Origin of the sequence: Williamsia sp. 1138 (assembly GCF_002095435.2) — a bacterium.
Taxonomy (GTDB): Bacteria; Actinomycetota; Actinomycetes; order Mycobacteriales; family Mycobacteriaceae; genus Williamsia.
On sequence record NZ_MJEJ02000032.1, the window covers coordinates 98,624 to 116,554 of the forward strand.

15 protein-coding genes are annotated in these 17,931 nt (G+C 65.7%); 11 read left to right on the plus strand and 4 right to left on the minus strand.

The genetic code is table 11. From position 1 onward, the window contains the following. Positions 1-37: 37 nt before the first annotated feature. Complete coding sequence (gene ahcY, locus BH683_RS06530) at positions 38-1,516, plus strand: adenosylhomocysteinase (protein ID WP_084835460.1); 1,479 nt, start codon at positions 38-40, stop codon at positions 1,514-1,516. Between the two features lie 86 nt (positions 1,517-1,602). Here ahcY and BH683_RS06535 read toward each other — a convergent pair whose 3' ends face one another. From BH683_RS06535 to BH683_RS06550, 4 genes are all read right to left on the minus strand, one after another. Beyond that, the gene (locus BH683_RS06535) at positions 1,603-2,103 is read right to left on the minus strand and encodes a hypothetical protein (protein WP_084835461.1); all 501 of its coding nucleotides are present in this window, start codon (positions 2,101-2,103) and stop codon (positions 1,603-1,605) included. 373 nt (positions 2,104-2,476) lie between these two features. Further along, on the minus strand, positions 2,477-3,367 hold the full coding sequence (locus BH683_RS28595; RefSeq protein WP_084835462.1) for a hypothetical protein: 891 nt from the start codon (positions 3,365-3,367) through the stop codon (positions 2,477-2,479). A gap of 201 nt (positions 3,368-3,568) precedes the next feature. Continuing rightward, entirely contained in the window at positions 3,569-4,051 is a 483-nt protein-coding gene (locus BH683_RS06545) for a hypothetical protein (protein ID WP_143695985.1), read from the minus strand. 135 nt (positions 4,052-4,186) lie between these two features. Continuing rightward, a complete protein-coding gene (locus tag BH683_RS06550) occupies positions 4,187-4,822 on the minus strand; it encodes a dTMP kinase (RefSeq protein WP_084835464.1) in 636 nt (211 codons plus the stop codon). A 103-nt stretch (positions 4,823-4,925) separates the two neighbouring features. Between BH683_RS06550 and mtrA the strand changes: the two genes are divergently transcribed. The 10 genes from mtrA to BH683_RS06600 all read left to right on the plus strand — a co-directional run bounded on the left by mtrA (position 4,926) and on the right by BH683_RS06600 (position 17,825). After that, positions 4,926-5,603, plus strand: a complete 678-nt coding sequence (gene mtrA / locus BH683_RS06555) for an MtrAB system response regulator MtrA (RefSeq protein ID WP_084835465.1) — start codon at positions 4,926-4,928, stop codon at positions 5,601-5,603. Then, the gene (gene mtrB / locus BH683_RS06560; protein ID WP_084835466.1) at positions 5,600-7,243 is read left to right on the plus strand and encodes an MtrAB system histidine kinase MtrB; all 1,644 of its coding nucleotides are present in this window, start codon (positions 5,600-5,602) and stop codon (positions 7,241-7,243) included. The genes mtrA and mtrB overlap by 4 nt, the downstream gene beginning before the upstream one ends. Further along, positions 7,236-9,002, plus strand: coding sequence for an MtrAB system accessory lipoprotein LpqB (gene lpqB / locus BH683_RS06565; protein ID WP_084835467.1), 1,767 nt, complete (start codon positions 7,236-7,238; stop codon positions 9,000-9,002). The genes mtrB and lpqB overlap by 8 nt, the downstream gene beginning before the upstream one ends. Positions 9,003-9,125: 123 nt before the next feature. Further along, positions 9,126-9,815, plus strand: coding sequence for a ComF family protein (locus tag BH683_RS06570; RefSeq protein WP_084835468.1), 690 nt, complete (start codon positions 9,126-9,128; stop codon positions 9,813-9,815). Positions 9,816-10,200: 385 nt separating this feature from the next. Beyond that, positions 10,201-10,860, plus strand: coding sequence for a ribosome-associated translation inhibitor RaiA (gene raiA / locus BH683_RS06575; RefSeq protein ID WP_246833220.1), 660 nt, complete (start codon positions 10,201-10,203; stop codon positions 10,858-10,860). A gap of 161 nt (positions 10,861-11,021) precedes the next feature. Further along, positions 11,022-13,841 (plus strand): preprotein translocase subunit SecA, encoded by a 2,820-nt coding sequence (gene secA / locus BH683_RS06580; RefSeq protein WP_084835470.1) that lies wholly within the window; start codon positions 11,022-11,024, stop codon positions 13,839-13,841. Positions 13,842-14,003: 162 nt separating this feature from the next. Next, complete coding sequence (locus BH683_RS06585; RefSeq protein ID WP_084835471.1) at positions 14,004-14,516, plus strand: Rv3235 family protein; 513 nt, start codon at positions 14,004-14,006, stop codon at positions 14,514-14,516. A gap of 65 nt (positions 14,517-14,581) precedes the next feature. Continuing rightward, positions 14,582-16,027 (plus strand): wax ester/triacylglycerol synthase family O-acyltransferase, encoded by a 1,446-nt coding sequence (locus tag BH683_RS06590; protein ID WP_094647300.1) that lies wholly within the window; start codon positions 14,582-14,584, stop codon positions 16,025-16,027. A 31-nt stretch (positions 16,028-16,058) separates the two neighbouring features. Continuing rightward, a complete protein-coding gene (locus tag BH683_RS06595) occupies positions 16,059-16,583 on the plus strand; it encodes a hypothetical protein (RefSeq protein WP_084835472.1) in 525 nt (174 codons plus the stop codon). Positions 16,584-16,703: 120 nt separating this feature from the next. Further along, a complete protein-coding gene (locus tag BH683_RS06600; RefSeq protein ID WP_084835473.1) occupies positions 16,704-17,825 on the plus strand; it encodes a ferredoxin reductase in 1,122 nt (373 codons plus the stop codon). Positions 17,826-17,931: the final 106 nt, after the last annotated feature.

The following is a 17,931-nucleotide window of genomic DNA, read 5'->3' on the forward strand; positions in this document are numbered from 1 at the left end:
GTAGGCAACATTCAGGTGGGACTTTGAGGAGTGGTATATGACATCGGTCCAGAACGGCCCGCTCACCGCGGAAAGCCGCAACGGCATCGACTTCAAGGTGGCGGATCTCTCGCTGGCCGAGTACGGCCGCAAGGAGATCGGGCTGGCCGAGCACGAGATGCCGGGTCTGATGGCCCTGCGTCGTGAGTACGCAGATGTGTTGCCGCTCAAGGGCGCTCGCATTTCAGGTTCGCTGCACATGACTGTGCAGACCGCAGTCCTGATCGAGACGCTGGTGGCGCTCGGTGCCGAGGTCCGTTGGGCGTCGTGCAACATCTTCTCGACCCAGGACGAAGCGGCCGCGGCCATCGTCGTCGGGCCGTACGGCACGGTCGAGGAGCCGAAGGGCGTCTCCGTGTTCGCGTGGAAGGGCGAGAGCCTCGAGGAGTACTGGTGGGCCGCCGAGCAGATGCTCACCTGGCCCGGTGAACCGGCGAACATGATCCTCGACGACGGTGGAGATGCCACTTCGCTCGTCCTGCGCGGCGCGCAGTTCGAGAAGGCCGGAACCGTCCCGCCGACCGACGACGACCTCGACTCTGCCGAGTACAAGGTCTTCCTCGCGCTGTTGCGCGAGCGTTTCGAGACCGACAAGGGCAAGTGGTCGGCGATCGCGGAGTCGGTCCAGGGTGTCACCGAGGAGACCACCACCGGCGTGTTGCGGCTCTACCAGTTCGCCGCAGCGGGTGAACTGGTGTTCCCGGCGATCAACGTCAACGACTCGGTCACCAAGAGCAAGTTCGACAACAAGTACGGCACCCGCCACTCGCTGATCGACGGCATCAACCGCGGCACCGACGTCCTCATCGGCGGCAAGAAGGTCCTGATCTGTGGCTACGGCGACGTCGGCAAGGGTTGCGCTGAATCCCTCGCGGGACAGGGCGCGCGTGTGCAGGTCACCGAGATCGACCCGATCAACGCTTTGCAGGCACTGATGGACGGCTACGACGTCGTCACCGTCGAGGACGCGATCGGCAATGCCGACATCATCATCACGTCGACCGGCAACCTCGGGATCATCACGTTCGATCACATGAAGCAGATGAAGCACCAGGCGATCCTGGGCAACATCGGTCATTTCGACAACGAGATCGACATGGCGGGCCTCGAGTCCTCGAAGGACATGACCCGCATCAACATCAAGCCGCAGGTCGATCAGTGGGTGTTCCCGGACGGCAAGGCGATCATCGTCCTGTCCGAGGGCCGGTTGCTGAACCTCGGCAACGCCACGGGTCACCCGTCATTCGTGATGAGCAACAGCTTCTCGAATCAGGTCATCGCCCAGATCGAGCTGTGGACCAAGAACAACGAGTACGACAACGAGGTCTACCGCCTGCCCAAGGTGCTCGACGAGAAGGTCGCGAAGATCCACGTCGAGGCGCTCGGTGGAACGCTGACCAAGCTCACCAAGGAGCAGGCCGAGTACATCAACGTCGACGTCGAGGGTCCGTACAAGGCGGAGCATTACCGCTACTGACACCCGGCACACCTGAAATGGTGGGTTTTGGCGACCGCGACCAGCGGAAACACTCGCCAGAACCCACCATTTTCGGTTTCCGGGGGCTAACCGGTGATGATGTCGTCGCCGCCGGTACTCGGTGCCGCACTGGAGCGTCGCTCAGACAGGCTCGGGCAGAACCGCCACTCACCGTCTTCCTTTTTGAACGCCCAATGGATGTCGCCGGTCTCGCTGTCGATGGCCATCTCGCCGTCGACCTTGCCGACTTTGCCGTCGACGTTCACATCTCGGACGTCGATGGTGGCGAAGATGCTGCCGTTGCGGTCGAAGAGTTCTTCGTAACCCGCTCTCGACTCGGTGCGTGAGTCGGCGTCGCACGCCATGTCGTGCAGCCCGGCAGCATCCTGATCGTTGATCAGCTGGACGCGTTTCTCGGCGGCGGCCTGCACGGCGTTCTCGTCGGTACTGCCACCACCTGCGTCGCCCGAGGTGGTCGTCGCCGAGACCGAGGTGGACGGATCGGCGACCGTATCGCTGTCACCCGAGCCGGTGAGGGTCACTGCGGCGACGGTGGCCCCGGCCAGCACGACCAGTGTCGCGATCACTCCCGCGATGATCAGACCGGTGCGAGTCTTTCGAGGTGGCTGCGGTGGCGGGCCCCAGGGGCCCTGCGGTCCGGGCGGGCCGGGAGGAAACCGACCTCCGGGCGGGCCGAAGGCACCCTGCGGTCGCCCCGGCCCCTGAGCGCCTGGACGCTGAGCGCCCGGGCCCTGAGCACCCGGAGCTCTGCCATAGGGCGGCTGCTGTGGCGGACGGCCCTGCGGCCAGTACGGGTTGCCCGGACCCTGATCAGGCTGCTGTGGCCTGCCCTGTCCGGGTTGCTGTGGCGGCCGGCCCGCGGGACCTGGCTGCCCGGGAGTGCCCCATCCCGGCGGGCCGGTTGGCGGATAACTCAACAAGTCCTCCCTCGGACACCGATCAGATCTTGCGGGTGGTGCAGATCTTCCAGTCCCCTAAACGGTTTTCCATCTCGAATGTATATCGGTTGGTCTCGAGAGCGGCCTGGTCGGCCGGGTTGACGAAGGTCAACGAGACGGTGGCCTCGGCCGAATCGCCGGTGACCTCGATACCTGTCACGGAGTTCAGCTTCATCCCCGCGGTGTCACTGTTGTCGGTCTGGATCTCTCGCACGGTGGCCTGCTCGGCGCCACAGGTCACCGAGATCGCGGTGTCCCAGTCCCGGTCGGTGAATGCGGTCGTGTAGGTCCGGATGGCCGTCTCCACCTCCTCTTCGGCCTGCGCCACGGATGACTGCGACGACGTCGTCGTCACCGAGGAGGTGGTGTCGGTGGCCCTGGTGTCGGACGAGTCGTCGCCGCCGAGGACGACGAACAGCACCACGGCGAGCACGAGGACGACCACGGCGGCCGCCGCGATCCCGATGATCCACGGAGTCTTGTTCGACTTGCCACCGCCGGGAGGTGGTCCATAACCGCCGGGGCCACCCGGCCCACCGGGCGGCGGGTTGTTCCCATATTGCTGGTAGCCGGCGGGATACTGGCCGGTCTGTCCCGGCTGCGGGTAGTCAGAGGTGGGCGGGAACTGTGGCTGCGGCTGGTTGCCCCAGTCGGGGGCGCCGCCGGGCTGTCCACTCCAGGTCGGCTCGGACGCGGACTGACCACCCCAGGTCGGTTCCGACGCAGGCTGGCCACCCCAGGTCGGTTGGTTCGGCGTTCCGCCCCACTGGGGATCTTGCCCGGGCGGTCCACCCCAAGGGGGCTGCTGTGACCCGTCGCCGGGCCCCTGGCCCCACTGGGGGTCGCCCTGGTTGTCGCCGGATCCGTAGGGACCTTGTGGTGGTTGCGTCATTCGGGACCTCCGGCGAGAACGTGAGCGATGGACCACTGCTCGGGGCGAGTGTGAATAGCGTTTGGGCAGCGGTGCTTTGCTGCTGATCGAACCTTACTGTCCGCTTCGGACAGCCAACAACACCGCCCGAAATCAGACACGAACACTGATGCTGACATGTGATGTTCACGCGAGTCACGGTGCCGGTCGTGGGCGCGGCGATCAGACGTGGAGAAGATCAGTCGACCCATCACCCGGATCGCACATCTGCCAGCCGGTTTCGCCTTTGCGGAACGTGCTGACCGTATCGGGCCGCAACTCGATCGCGGCGAGGTCGGCGCCGGTGAATTCGACCTGGACACGGGCCGTCGCCATCGTCGAACCGATGCGCTGAATGTCGGTTATCCGGGCGACACGCAGTGTTCGGTTGGCGGTGCGGGGACCGAGCGCCTCGATGATCAGGCCGGCGACCTCGCCCTGCCGGCTGCAGTACGTCAGTTGCAACGCGGCGGCGTCGCGAGCGTTCAGCGCGTCGATCTGCTGCGCGACGACGGTTCGGATCGCAGTGGCGTCGTCGGCCGGATCGGACCGGATGCTCAGCGCGAACCAGACCAACGCGAGATTGGCCAGCAGGACCGCCATGGACAGGACAACGGTCTGCCGGACCGGTACGTGGTGAACCGGGTGCAGCATGAGGTGACTCATCGACCGACCTCCCACCGGGCCGGCGGTCGTGGCCGGTCCAACGTGTGCGTCGGGTGTGACGCTAGTTGCCTGCAGCGGTGACGGGCGCACATAACGGTGGCCGTCGCCGAGTCTTGACCAGGTCGTTACCCCGGGTCAGATGGCGATGAGTCGATCCGCGAGGTCCGGGTCGGGTTCGGTGCCCAGTCGCGACCACGGAGACATCCATCCGCGTTCGGCGAGTGCGCGGTAGACGACGCCGGTTCGCTCCTGCAGGTCGTGGTCGCGCTCGTAGTGGTCGCGGCTGCGAGAGGCGTCGTTCTCGGCGCGCGACTGTGCGCGTCCGATCGCGACATCGGTCGGTACGTCCAGCAACAGATGGTGATCGGGGACCGGTAGACCGAAGCGTTCGAACTCGAGGGTTGCCACCCAGTTCACGACCTCACCGTCCGCGTCCTGGCCCAGTCGGGCGGCGCTGTAGGCGGCATTCGAGGCGACGTACCGGTCGAGGATCACCGCGTCGTTGGCAGACAACAACTTACGGAGCTCGGTGTCGGCGTCTCTGCGATCGAGTGCGAAGAGCAGTGCCATGGCGTGAACGCTCGAACGTAGGTCGCCGTGCTGTCCGTGCAGTGCCTCGGCGGCAATGTCCGCGGTGACCGACTCGGAATACCGCGGAAAGGTGAGTGTCGCGATTCGGTAACCCTGTGCGGCCCAACGGTTGACGAGCCCGGTCACCAACGTGTGCTTACCGGCTCCGTCCACACCTTCGACTGCAATCAATACGCCCACACTCGAAGGGTAACCGCGTCCGATGGATAACCGCCGCAGCCGAGCCGCTCCGCGGTCGGCGCGTCAGCCACAATTAATCACGATTCGGTGACACCATGAGCCCATGAAACCCAGGATCCTGGTTGTCGACGATGATGCTGCATTGGCGGAGATGCTCACCATCGTGTTGCGCGGAGAGGGCTTTGAGCCCTTTGTGGTGGGCGACGGCACCCAGGCACTGACCGCGGTCCGCGAGATCCGTCCCGACCTGGTGTTGCTCGATCTGATGCTGCCCGGGATGAACGGAATCGACGTGTGCCGGGTGCTCCGTGCCGATTCGGGTGTGCCGATCGTGATGCTCACCGCCAAGTCCGACACCGTGGACGTCGTGCTGGGCCTGGAGTCGGGTGCCGACGACTACATGATCAAGCCCTTCAAGCCGAAGGAACTGGTCGCCCGGGTCCGGGCGCGTCTGCGTCGCACCGAGGACGAGCCCGCCGAACTGCTGTCCATCGGACCGGTCGAGATCGACGTCCCTGCGCACAAGGTCGTCCGCGAGGGTGTGCCCATCTCGCTCACCCCGCTCGAGTTCGATCTGCTGGTTGCACTCGCCCGCAAGCCGCGGCAGGTCTTCACCCGCGACGTGCTGCTGGAACAGGTCTGGGGTTACCGGCATCCGGCCGACACTAGGCTGGTCAACGTGCACGTACAGCGCCTGCGGGCCAAAGTCGAAAACGATCCGGAAAACCCTGAAGTGGTTCTCACGGTGAGGGGGGTCGGCTACAAGGCCGGACCACCGTGATCGGACGCCCTCGGCGTCGTATCAATGGCACTTTCGGGCCATCGATGCGGCGCGTGGGCTCGGTCGGTAGAGCAGTCGGACAACTGTGGCGTCGTTCGCTCCAGCTGCGCGTGGTGGTGTCCACCCTCGTGCTGTCGTTCGTCGTGTTGGTGATCCTCGCCTTCGTGCTGACCAGCCAGATCACCGACCGTCTACTCGACCTCAAGCTGCAGGCCGCCACCGAGGAGCTCGAGCGCACGCGGGTGACCGTGGAGCGCGACCTCTCCGGCGCGGACGGCAACACCTCCCTGACGAACCGATTGCGGCAAACCCGCTCGATCCTGACCGACCGCGACGTCGACTCCGGCGACACCTCCGGTGTGGTCGGTACCTTTGACACAGTGTTGCTCGCACCCGGATCCGGACCCGCAGGACCAACCGGTGTGGGTCCGATCGGTGAGATCCCCGAGAATCTGCGGCAGATGGTGCAGGGCGGTCAGATCGCCTATCGCTACTCCTCGGTGACCGGCTCCGGCGGAGCTCAGAGTCCGGCCCTGATCATCGGGACCCCGACGAACTCCGACATCCCGGGGCTGGAGCTGTACCTGGTGTTCCCCCTGACCAACGAAGAGAACACCGTGTCCCTGGTGCGCGGCACGATCTTCACGGGTGGTCTGGTCTTGCTCGGATTGCTGGCCGCGATCGCGATCCTGGTCTCCCGGCAGGTGGTCATACCAGTACGGTCGGCCTCGCGGATCGCGGTGAGATTCGCCGACGGCCGGCTCAAGGAACGCATGCCGGTACGCGGTGAGGACGACATGGCCAGACTCGCCATGTCGTTCAACGACATGGCCGAGAGCCTGTCGAAACAGATCACTCACCTCGAGGAGTTCGGCGGTCTGCAGAGGCAGTTCACCTCCGATGTCTCCCATGAGCTGCGTACCCCGCTGACCACGGTGAGAATGGCTGCGGACGTGCTGTTCGAGAGTCGCGAGGACCTCGAACCGGTGCTCAAACGTTCGGTTGAGTTGCTCGACATGGAACTCGACCGATTCGAGACCCTGCTGGGCGAATTGCTCGAGATCTCGCGCCACGACGCCGGTGTCGCTGAACTCGCCGCAGACAGGCTGAACATGACCATCCCGATCGATGCGGCGGTCAAGACGGTGCGGCACCTCGCGGACGAGACCGACACCGAGTTGATCCTCGATCTGCCGGCGGAGCCGGTGATCGCCGAGATCGATCCGCGTCGGGTGGAGCGGATCCTGCGAAATCTGCTCGCCAACGCCATCGACCACGGGGAGCAGCAGCCTGTCACGCTGACGATGCGCAGCGACGGCGATGCGGTCGCGGTGACCGTCCGCGACCGGGGCATAGGACTGCGGCCGGGCGAGGAAAAGTTGGTGTTCAACCGGTTCTGGCGTTCTGATCCGTCTCGGTTCCGCCGCTCGGGTGGTACCGGGCTCGGTCTGGCGATCAGTGTCGAGGATGCGCGACTGCATCAGGGCCGGCTCGAGGCCTGGGGCGAACCCGGCAAGGGCGCCTGCTTCCGGCTGACGCTGCCGCTGGTCCGTGGCCACAAGGTGCTCGGCAGTCCGCTGCCGCTCAAACCTCCGGGCCGGGGCAGGGCCGCGCGAGATCAGGGGCAGGGCAATGGCTGAGGGACGGTATGGCCGGGCGCGTCGGCCCATCGTGTTGCTGGTCGGCCTCGTCGCGGTGGCGTTGCTCTCGGCGTGTGTGTCGATCCCCAACAACTCGAGCCCGCAGCCTCTCGGATCGCTCGAACGACATCAGCCGACCCGCAACGTTCCGACCCCGCGTCCCGGGATGGACCCCGAGACCCTGGTCCGTGACTTCCTGAAAGCGTCGGTGCAACCCGGTTCGGGCCACTTGGCAGCGCGGCAGTTCCTCACCCAGGACGCCTCGAACTCGTGGGACGACCAGGGCGGGGCGCTGCTGCTCGACGAGATCAACGTGCTCAGTGACGACCGGACCGACGACACGATCACCGTTCGGGTCAACGGTGAGAACACCGGCGAACTACAACCGAGTGGGCAACTGATCCCCAGTTCCGGACGTATCGAGACGCGGTTGTCGCTGCGCCGCGTCGACGGCCAGTGGCGGATCGACGGGCCGCTCCCGGTCGGGGTGATGATGGACCGCGAACAGTTCGAGGCCTCCTACCGCCCACACGTTCTCTACTATCCGAGCACCGACGACCAGCATCTCGTCGCAGATCCGCGCTGGTTGTATGCCGGGGCCGACCAGCTCTCCGACCAGCTGATCGGGCTGCTCATCGCCGGGCCGGTCGAGGATCTGCGGGGTGCGGTGACCAACGAGTTCCCGGCCAGGTCGTCGCTGCACGGTTCCATCGAGTCGTTGCCCTCGGGAGGCGTCCGGCTCGATCTCGCCGGGCTCAACGGCCTCGGCGATGCCGACCGCAACCGGCTCGCTGCTCAGATCATCTGGACCTTGAGCGACTCCGACATCTCCGGTCCGTATGTCATCGACGCCGATGGTGCCCCGCTGAACGAACGCCGTGCCGCCGGTTGGCAGACCCGCGACGTCGAATCACTCGACCCGAGTCCGCCGGCCGGGGCCCTGGGACTGCACATCGTGCGCGGCGGATCCTTGCAGGCCGTCGCGGACAACACCGTCGCGCCGGTGCCCGGACCGCTGGGTTCGACCAGGAGCCTTCTGGCGGCCGACATCTCCGCCGATGCCGGCCGCGTTGCCGCCGTCTCGCAGAATGTCGTCCCGGGGCCGGCTCCGCGACTGTCCCTGACGATCGGCGACTACGGCGCCGACATGACACCGGTATTGGAAGGCGAGACGATCACTCGTCCGTCGTTCGCAGGCGACAGCCGGACCGTCTGGGTCGTGGTCGACGAGGACCGGGTCACCCAGGTGACGCAGAGTTCTGGCGCCGGCCAGGTGACCGAGGCCGAGGTGGATTCGACCGCCATCAGGTCGGTGGCCCAAGGCGCGATCACCGAACTGCAGATCTCGCAGGACGGTGCCCGGGCGGCGATGATCGTGGGTGGCCAGGTCGTCCTGGCGATCGTCGAGCGGCGCGCGGACGGCAGGCTGGTGCTCTCGAACCCGCGCGGCGCTGCTGCGCTCAACATCGCGGGCGCGGTGTCCCTGGATTGGCTGAGCAGCGAGACCCTGGTCATCGCCCGTAACGCCGCGGACGGTCCGGTGGTGCAACTCCGTATCGACGGGACGCCACCGGGGGCGCTGCCGAGCGGCAATCTCACCCCGCCGGTCACGTCGGTGGTCGCCGGGCAGTCGACGATCTACGCTGCCGACAGTCGCGGCGTGCTGCGTCTGGGCAGCACCAACGACGAACCGGATCAGTACTGGAGCGAAATCACCCCGACGATGGGTTCGAACGCGATACCTGTTCTGCCGCACTAGGTCCGACGCATTCGGTGCGCGCGAGGGCGCGGGCCTTGTGGATGGCGCGGTGAGATGTGGACAACCCGCCGCGACACCCGGCTGCGCCGTCGGCGAGGTCCTTCGCGGGGTGATGATGAGCGGATGCGTTTTCACGACGCCGGCGCCAGGGTCGCCGGCGCAGTGGTGGACCTGGTGATCCCGACGATCTGTGGGGGATGCGGGGCGCCGGGCACGCGGTGGTGCCGCCGATGTGCCCTGGTGTTCGCCGACACCCCGATCGAGCTGAGGACGAGCGTGGTGCTCCCTGTACCCGCCTACGCGCTGGGCCGATACACCGCAGCGCGCAGACGGGCGATCCTCGAGTTGAAAGAGCACGGGCGCACCGATCTCACCGTCCCGATCGGGTGCGCGCTGGCAACAGCACTGCGGACGCTGGACCGGTGGGCGGAGTTGCCGAGGTCGGCGCGCCTTGTCCTCGTCCCGGCGCCGACCCGATGGTGGGCCGCGCGCCGCCGGGGCGGCGACCCCGTGACCGCGCTCGCGGCGGCCGCCGCCGGTGAACTCGGTTCCGGGGTCTGCGTGATGCCCGCGTTGTTCACCTCGTCCTGGGCGCGGGATTCGGCAGGGCTGTCGGCGCCTGCGCGTGGTGAGAACCTGTCCGGTGCCGTCCGATTGCGACGGGGTGCCGATCTCTCCGCCTGCGGTGGGGGAGCCGCAGTCGTGCTGGTCGACGACGTGCTCACGACCGGCAGTACCGCCGCACACTCGATCGAGGTGTTACGACGCGCCGGGATCCAGGTGCACCTCGTCCTGGTGGTGGCCGCCGCGTGAGCAGCCGAAGGTACCGAAATGATTGGCAGGCATAGCGATTGATGAATACCGGCCGGCGCGGTGGCCGACCCGGTACCGGTTGGACGCGTAAGTGAACATGCGTTGTCGAAAGTGTGGCGAACACCTGCCCGGCAGACTAACGTCGGGGGTGCACTCTCGAAAAGCCAGAGGTCAGATCACCCATCGGGTGACGTGGGGAGGTGAGGCCCAACTCTCAGACCGGTATGTGGCCGAGTGCGGTCGCGGTATCGGAAGTCCTGTTCACCAACCCAGGAGGTACGCCGCAGTGACGACAAGTGTCGGCAAGAATGCCGTTTCAGCCAACAGTGTCAGCCCCGATCCGGGTTCAGACCCGACGACGAGCGCCGATCCCTTCGACCCGGGCATATACGTCCGATCCGACTCAGATGAACTGTCCCGACCCGACGCCGAAGTGCAGGTCAGTGGCCGGAACGTCGAAATCCCCGAACATTTCCGAATCCACGTGATGGACAAGCTCTCACGTGTCGAACGCTTCGACCCGTCGATCTTCCGGTTCGACGTCGAACTTCATCACGAAAAGAACCGCAGACAGTCGAAGATCTGTCAGCGTCTCGAGATCACCGCCGTGGGTAAGGGCCCGGTGGTGCGAGGCGAGGCGTGCGCCGAGAACTTCTACGCCGCCCTCGACGCGGCCCTGAACAAACTGCAGTCCCGACTCCGCAGGACCAAGGACCGCCGCAAGGTCCACCACGGCTTGCGTACCCCGATCTCGGTGGCGGAGGCCACCGCCGCGGCCGACCCGATCCTCAACGGCGAGGCCTTCAAGCAGACGAACTCCGCAGACGACGATCGCTGGGCCGATCATCTTCCCGAGGCCGCTGGTCCGGGACAGATCGTGCGCATCAAAGAGCATGAGGCGATCCCGATGACCGTCGACGATGCGCTGTACGAAATGGAACTGGTCGGTCACGACTTCTTCCTGTTCCATGACAAGGAGACCGACAAACCAAGCGTCGTCTACCGCCGACACGCCTTCGACTACGGATTGATCCGCCTCGCCTGAGGGCTCGGTGCAGGGCTGATCGACCTCACCGGGCGATTCCCCGGCGGTTGATCGGCCTCACTGGGGCACCCCTGCCACGAGCGTGGCTACCATGGAGTCCGACCTGCGGGGATCTGTAGGTCGGATTTCGTGTGTAGTCGATCGGATTGAGGATAAAACCAGTGCTCAACAAGCTGCTGCGCGTCGGTGAAGGCCGAATGGTCAAACGCCTGGATGCGATCGCTTCGCACGTGGAGACGCTCGACAAAGAGACCGAGGCTCTGTCCGACGAGGAATTGCGGGCAAAGACCGACGAGTTCAAGAAGCGGATCGCAGAGGGTGAGACCCTCGACGAGCTGTTGCCCGAGGCTTTTGCGGTCGCCAGGGAAGCCTCGTGGCGCGTGCTGTCCCAGAAGCACTTCCACGTGCAGATCATGGGCGGCGCGGCACTGCACTTCGGCAACATCGCCGAGATGAAGACGGGTGAGGGCAAAACGCTCACCTGCGTGCTGCCCGCCTACCTCAACGCGCTGGCCGGCGACGGCGTGCACGTGGTGACCGTCAACGACTATCTCGCCAAACGTGACTCCGAGTGGATGGGTCGCGTGCACCGCTTCCTCGGACTCGAGACCGCTGTGATCCTGACCGGAATGACGCCGGACCAGCGGCGCGAGGCCTACAACGCCGACATCACCTACGGCACCAACAACGAGTTCGGCTTCGACTACCTGCGCGACAACATGGCGCACTCGCTCGCCGATCTGGTGCAGCGCGGGCATCCGTTCGCCGTGGTCGACGAGGTCGACTCGATCCTCATCGACGAGGCCAGGACGCCCCTGATCATCTCCGGCCCCGCCGACTCGTCGAGTAAGTGGTACGCGGAGTTCGCGCGGATCGCCCCGCTGCTGAAGAAAGACGTCCATTACGAGGTCGACATCCGTAAGAAGACCATCGGTGTGCACGAGGAAGGTGTCGAGTTCGTCGAGGACCAGCTCGGTATCGACAACCTGTACGAGGCCGCGAACTCGCCGTTGGTGAGCTACCTGAACAACGCCATCAAGGTCAAGGAACTGTTCGAGAAGGACAAGGACTACATCGTCCGGAACGGTGACGTGCTCATCGTCGACGAGTTCACCGGCCGTGTCCTCGACGGACGCCGTTTCAACGAGGGACTGCATCAGGCGATCGAGGCCAAGGAACGCGTCGAGATCAAGGCCGAGAATCAGACGCTGGCCACCATCACGCTGCAGAACTACTTCCGCATGTACGAGAAGCTGTCCGGCATGACCGGTACGGCCCAGACCGAGGCTGCCGAGCTCGACCAGATCTACAAGTTGGGTGTGCTGCCGATCCCGACGAACAAGCCGATGATCCGGGTTGATCAGACCGACTTGATCTACAAGACGGAAGAGGCGAAGTTCGACGCGGTGGTCGACGACATCACCGAACGCCATGAAAAGGGTCAGCCGGTGCTGATCGGTACCACCAGCGTCGAGCGGTCGGAGTACCTGGCCCGCCAGCTCAAGAAGCGCGGGATCCCGCACAACGTTCTCAACGCCAAGTTCCACGAGCAAGAAGCGCAGATCATCGCCGAGGCGGGCCGCAGCGGTGCAGTGACGGTGGCCACGAACATGGCCGGCCGCGGCACGGATGTGGTGCTCGGTGGTAACCCGGACATCCTCGCCGACATCCGGCTGCGCAAGGCCGGGCTCGACCCGGTCGACACGCCGGAAGAGTACGAGGCCGCATGGGACGAGGTGATCGCCGCGGTGAAGCAAGAGGTCGCCGACGACGCGGCCAAGGTTCGCGAATCCGGCGGTCTGTATGTGCTCGGTACCGAGCGTCACGAGTCGCGGCGCATCGATGACCAGTTGCGTGGTCGTTCCGGCCGTCAGGGTGACCCCGGTGAGTCCCGGTTCTACCTCTCGCTCGGCGACGAGCTGATGCGGCGGTTCAACGGCGGTGCACTCGAGTCGATCATGAACCGGGTCAACCTGCCCGACGACGTACCGATCGAGGCGAAGATGGTCACCAAGGCCATCCGCAGCGCGCAGACGCAGGTGGAGCAGCAGAACTTCGAGGTCCGTAAGAACGTCCTCAAGTACGACGAGGTGATGAACCAGCAGCGCAAGGTCATCTACTCCGAGCGCCGGACCATCCTCGAGGGTGAGGACCACAGCGAGCAGGTCAAGCGCATGATCGACGACGTCGTCGGCGCCTACGTCGACGGTGCGACAGCGGAAGGCTATGTCGAGGACTGGGATCTGGAACAGCTCTGGACCGCGGTCAAGACGCTGTACCCGATCGAACTCGATTACAAGGAGATCCTCGAGGAGAACGAGTTCGGCGAGCGCAAAGAGATCACCGCCGAGGAACTGCGCGAGACCCTCGTGGCCGATGCCCATGCGGCATACGACAAGCGCGAGAAAGAAATCGAAGCCATCGCAGGCGACTCCGCCATGCGGCAGCTCGAACGCACGATCCTGCTCAGCGTGCTCGACCGCAAGTGGCGCGATCATCTCTACGAGATGGACTACCTGCGCGAAGGTATCCATCTGCGGTCGATGGCTCAACGTGATCCGGTGGTCGAATACCAGCGTGAGGGCTTCGACATGTTCACGGGCATGCTCGAGGGCCTGAAGGAGGAGTCCCTCGGATTCCTCTACAACGTCAGTGTCGAGACCACGCCTGCGCAACCGGCTGCCGCGGCGCCCGCGGTGTCCACGACGAAGGCCCCGGCCGCCCCGGCACCCTTGCCGACCGAGCAGGCGGCGCCGAAGCAGGCTGCACCTGCTGCGCTGCGGGCCAAGGGGATCGACGACGACAACAATTCTCGCCTGACGTACAGCGGCCCCTCGGAGTCCGGTGGCACGTCGGTCCGGCAAACGGGTGGGGCGTCGAACGGTCAGGCCGATGGGACCCGCAAAGAGCGGCGTGCGGCGGCCCGGGCAGGGTCCAAGGGGTCGGGCTCGAAGCCCCCGAAGTCGCGCAGAAAGCGCTGACGCTCGCAGCAAACGCTGACGATCTGAGTTCGAAAGGGAACCCGGGTGCCGCGGTACACGTCGTACTGCTGGTACCCGGGTTCTCTTGGTACCGGGCCGGCGATGCCGGTCGGTGTCGCGAACTCGCCGGGGGGCGTAATGACTTCAGCTCGCAGTACCCAGATGACTTACCTCGACCAGCCGGCCGAGCGTCTGCGGGTGATACCGGTGCCGCGGTACGAGCCCGAGGCCCGCGAATCGGGTTCGCGGCTCCGCGAGCCTCTCATGGCGCCCATCCGGCGACGGACGGCGCCGCCGCGTCCGGAGGCCGTGAACGTCGAGATCCGGCAATTCGCCACCGGGGCAATCAAATTGGTTCTGGAGGTCATGGATCGAAGGCGGCCGATCGGCCATCTGGCCCGGGTGGCGCTGCCGCACATCGCCGACCAGTTCCGCGTTGTACTGAACGCCGGCGGTACCACCAGGGCGCCTGCGACCTCCACCCTGCTGCGGGTGCACAGTCAGAGTTCCCGGCCGGACGCAGCGGAGATCACCGTGGTCTATCGGCGCGGGGAGCGGGTGCACGCGATGGGCGCGCGAGTGGAGAGGCGTCGGATCACCATGCCTGCCGCCACACCGACCGCACCCCGTCGCAAACAGTGGCGCTGGATGCTGGTCGCGATCACCGTCGAGTGAATCGCCCGGCGCCCACCTCGCCACGCCCTTGCCGTGCCGCGCCGCGAACTCACCCGGCGGCTACGATTGCCGATGTGAACCGGCTGTCGCCTCAGGACTCGATGTTCTACTACCTGGACGAGCGCGGCGCCACCACTCAGGTGGGATCGCTCCTGATCCTCGAGCGTCATCCCGGTGGTCTGGACTACCCCACGTTGCTCAGTACTGTCGAGAGCCGCTTGCAGCTGGTTCCGCGGTACCGGCAGAAGATTCGTGAGGTGACGCTCGGTCTGGCCCGTCCGGTGTGGGTGGACGACCGCGAGTTCGACATCACTTATCACGTCCGCAGATCCGCGCTGCCGAGCCCGGGCGCCGACGACCAACTGCACGACCTGGTCGCGCGTTTGATGTCGCGGCCGCTGGACCGTACCCGGCCACTCTGGGAGATGTATTTGGTGGAGGGGCTCGCCGACGATCGGATGGCGATCCTGACGAAGACCCACCGGGCGTTGGTCGACGGTCACGAAGCGCTGGAGATCAACCAGATCATCGTCGACGACACCCGTGAGCCCCCGGCAATGCCCGAAGACCTCTGGTTGCCCGATCGGGAGCCCGGCAATGGGGAGCTGGTGGTCGGTGCGATCACGGACGTGCTGACCAGACCGTGGGAGATGGTCGATCAAGTCCGCGCCGCGACCAACCAGGTCACCTCGGTGGGCCAGGCGCTCCTCGGTGCTGCCCGACGGGTCGAGACCGTCATGAAGATGGCCACCAGTTCGGCGCCGCCGAGTCCGTTGAACGGTGGGACCGCACCTGCCCGGCGGTTCACGGTTGCCTCCTGTTCCGCCGATGACTGTGTCGACATCGCAGAGCGCCACGGGTGCGCCCCGAACGACGTCATCCTGGCTGCGATCGCGGGTGCACTGCGACGTTGGCTGTTGTCTCGCGAGCGAGCCGTAGATCAGGTGGAGACAGTCCGTGCCATGGTGCCGATGTCGGCGTATCCCGCGGACGATGAGGCCATCGACTCTGGCGCGGACCTCGATGCCCAGGGTTCCGGAGCCCCGAGGGACTGGATGGCGGGTGGGCTGTACGGCTTCGTCACGGACCTTCCGGTGGGCGAACCAAATCCCGCGGTGCGGTTGTCGCAGGTCGCCCAATTGGCCGAGCGACACTCGCACTCGAACCGTCGTTCGCCGGTCGGTGAACCGTGGATCCCTGAGATCGGTCCGGCAACACTCCACGCGATGACAGCGCGGGTGGCCGCGTCGTTGTCGCGGCGGTCGTTCAACGTGCCGATCACCATCGCCAGGGGGCCTCGGACTGCGCAGTATCTCGCGGGCAACGAGATCTTGGCCGTCTATCCAGTGCCGGTCCTGGTCCCCAATCGTGCGTTGTCGGTGGGACTCACGTCCTACAACGGCCGGATCTACTTCGCCTTCAACGCCGACCGGACGGTGATGTGGGACGTGGGTGCGATGAGCGAGTATCTCACTGATTCGTTCGAAGAATTGCTTCCCCGCACGCGGTGATCCGCACCCGCCGTGCCCCGAGAAAGGTCACATGAGAATCTATCTGCCCGCCACGCTGTCGATGTTGGTGGCGCTCAACGAATCCGGCGACTTCAGGCCGGTGGGTGGTACGGCGTTCGCGCTCACCCCCGCTCTGCGTGAATCGTATGTAGACGGTGACGACGAGGAGCTCGCCGAAGCCGCCATCCGCGAGGCGGCGCGGGCGTCGTTGCGACTCATCGCCGCCGACAGCGACGACGAGCCCGCCGAGCCCACGGATACGCCGGCGTTGCCCGCGCGTCGAGTGGTGATTGCCGCCGACATCGACGAGGTCAAGTTGCGCCCGGATCTCGATGCCGCAGTCGTGAAAGTCGGCGCAGTGGTGCCCCTTTCGGCTGTCGCATCGATTCTCGTCGACGGCGCAGACGCCGAGGACAAGGTGATCCGGGCCGTCGCGTTGGTCGATTCCGCGGACCTCGGCGACGAGGACTCGGAGCTCGCGGTCGGCGACGTCGAAGACTTCGATTTGGGCTGGTATGCCACCCAGGAGCTACCGTTCCTGCTCGAGCTGCTCTGACCGGGCGACGTCGGCGGTGACTGATGGTCCAGGTGACCTACCTCATCTGGCGCGACGGCGTCGCCTAACCTACGGTTGCGTAGGTTAGCGTGACACTGGCTCGTCGAATGGAGGCATCAAGTGGGTTGGCGTGAACGATTGGAAGAGCCGGTACGGGACGTCGCGAGTCGCCACCGGGCGATGAACACCATTCGCGCGCTCGCGGCCCGGGTCACCACGCCGCTGCTTCCTGACGACTACCTGCACCTGGCCAACCCGCTCTGGTCGGCGCGCGAGCTGCGCGGCAAGATCGTCGAGGTCCGGCCCGAGACCTCGGACTCGGCCACGATCGTCATCAAGCCGGGCTGGGGCTTCTCCTTCGACTATCAGCCCGGCCAGTACATGGGTATCGGCGTGCTGGTGGAGGGCCGCTGGACCTGGCGGTCGTACTCGCTGACGTCGGTGCCGCGCACTTCGGGGGAAGGGCGCAGCAAGCTGGTGTCGATCACGGTCAAGGCAATGGCTGAGGGGTTCCTCTCCGGCCACCTGGTGAACGGACTAGCGCCGGGGACGGTCGTGCGCCTGGCCGCACCGCAAGGCGAGTTCGTACTCCCGGCAGAGCTTCCCGAGAAATTGCTCTTCGTCACCGCCGGAAGCGGCATCACACCGATCATGTCGATGTTGCGCACCATGGCCTCGCGGAGGCAACACACCGACGTCCAGTTGATCCACTCGGTTCCGACCGCCGCTGACGTGATGTTCGGGCAGGAATTGAAGGAGCTCGAGGCAGAGGGTCTGTTGCGCACGCACATTCAGCTGACCCGCACCGACGGCAAGATCGACGGCGCACGGCTGGACGCGCTTGTCCCGGACTGGGCACAGCGACAGACGTGGGCGTGCGGTCCTGCGCCTTTACTGGATTCGCTGACCCATATGTGGACGCAGGCCGGCCTGCGCGACCACCTGCACATCGAACGTTTCGCGCTCGAGCGGGGAGAGGTCGGTGCCGAGGGCGGGACGATCACGTTCGCGACCACCGGCAAGACCACCACGGTCGACGGGGCGACGACACTGATGGCGGCGGGGGAGGCCGCGGGTGTCCAGATGCCGTTCGGTTGCCGGATGGGCATCTGCCAGAGCTGTGTCGTGATGCTCGGCAAAGGCTGTGTGCGAGACCTGCGTAGTGGCGCCGAACATGTTGAGGGCGAACGCATTCAGACGTGCGTCAGCGTCGCCGCCGGCGACTGCACGCTCGAGGTCTGATCCGAACGCACAAACCCACCTCGTCCGGGCAAACCCACTCGTTGCACGGAAGTTGTCAACCTGTCTGAGACAGGTGTGGGTTTTTCGATTGTTCGGCCTGTTCGGC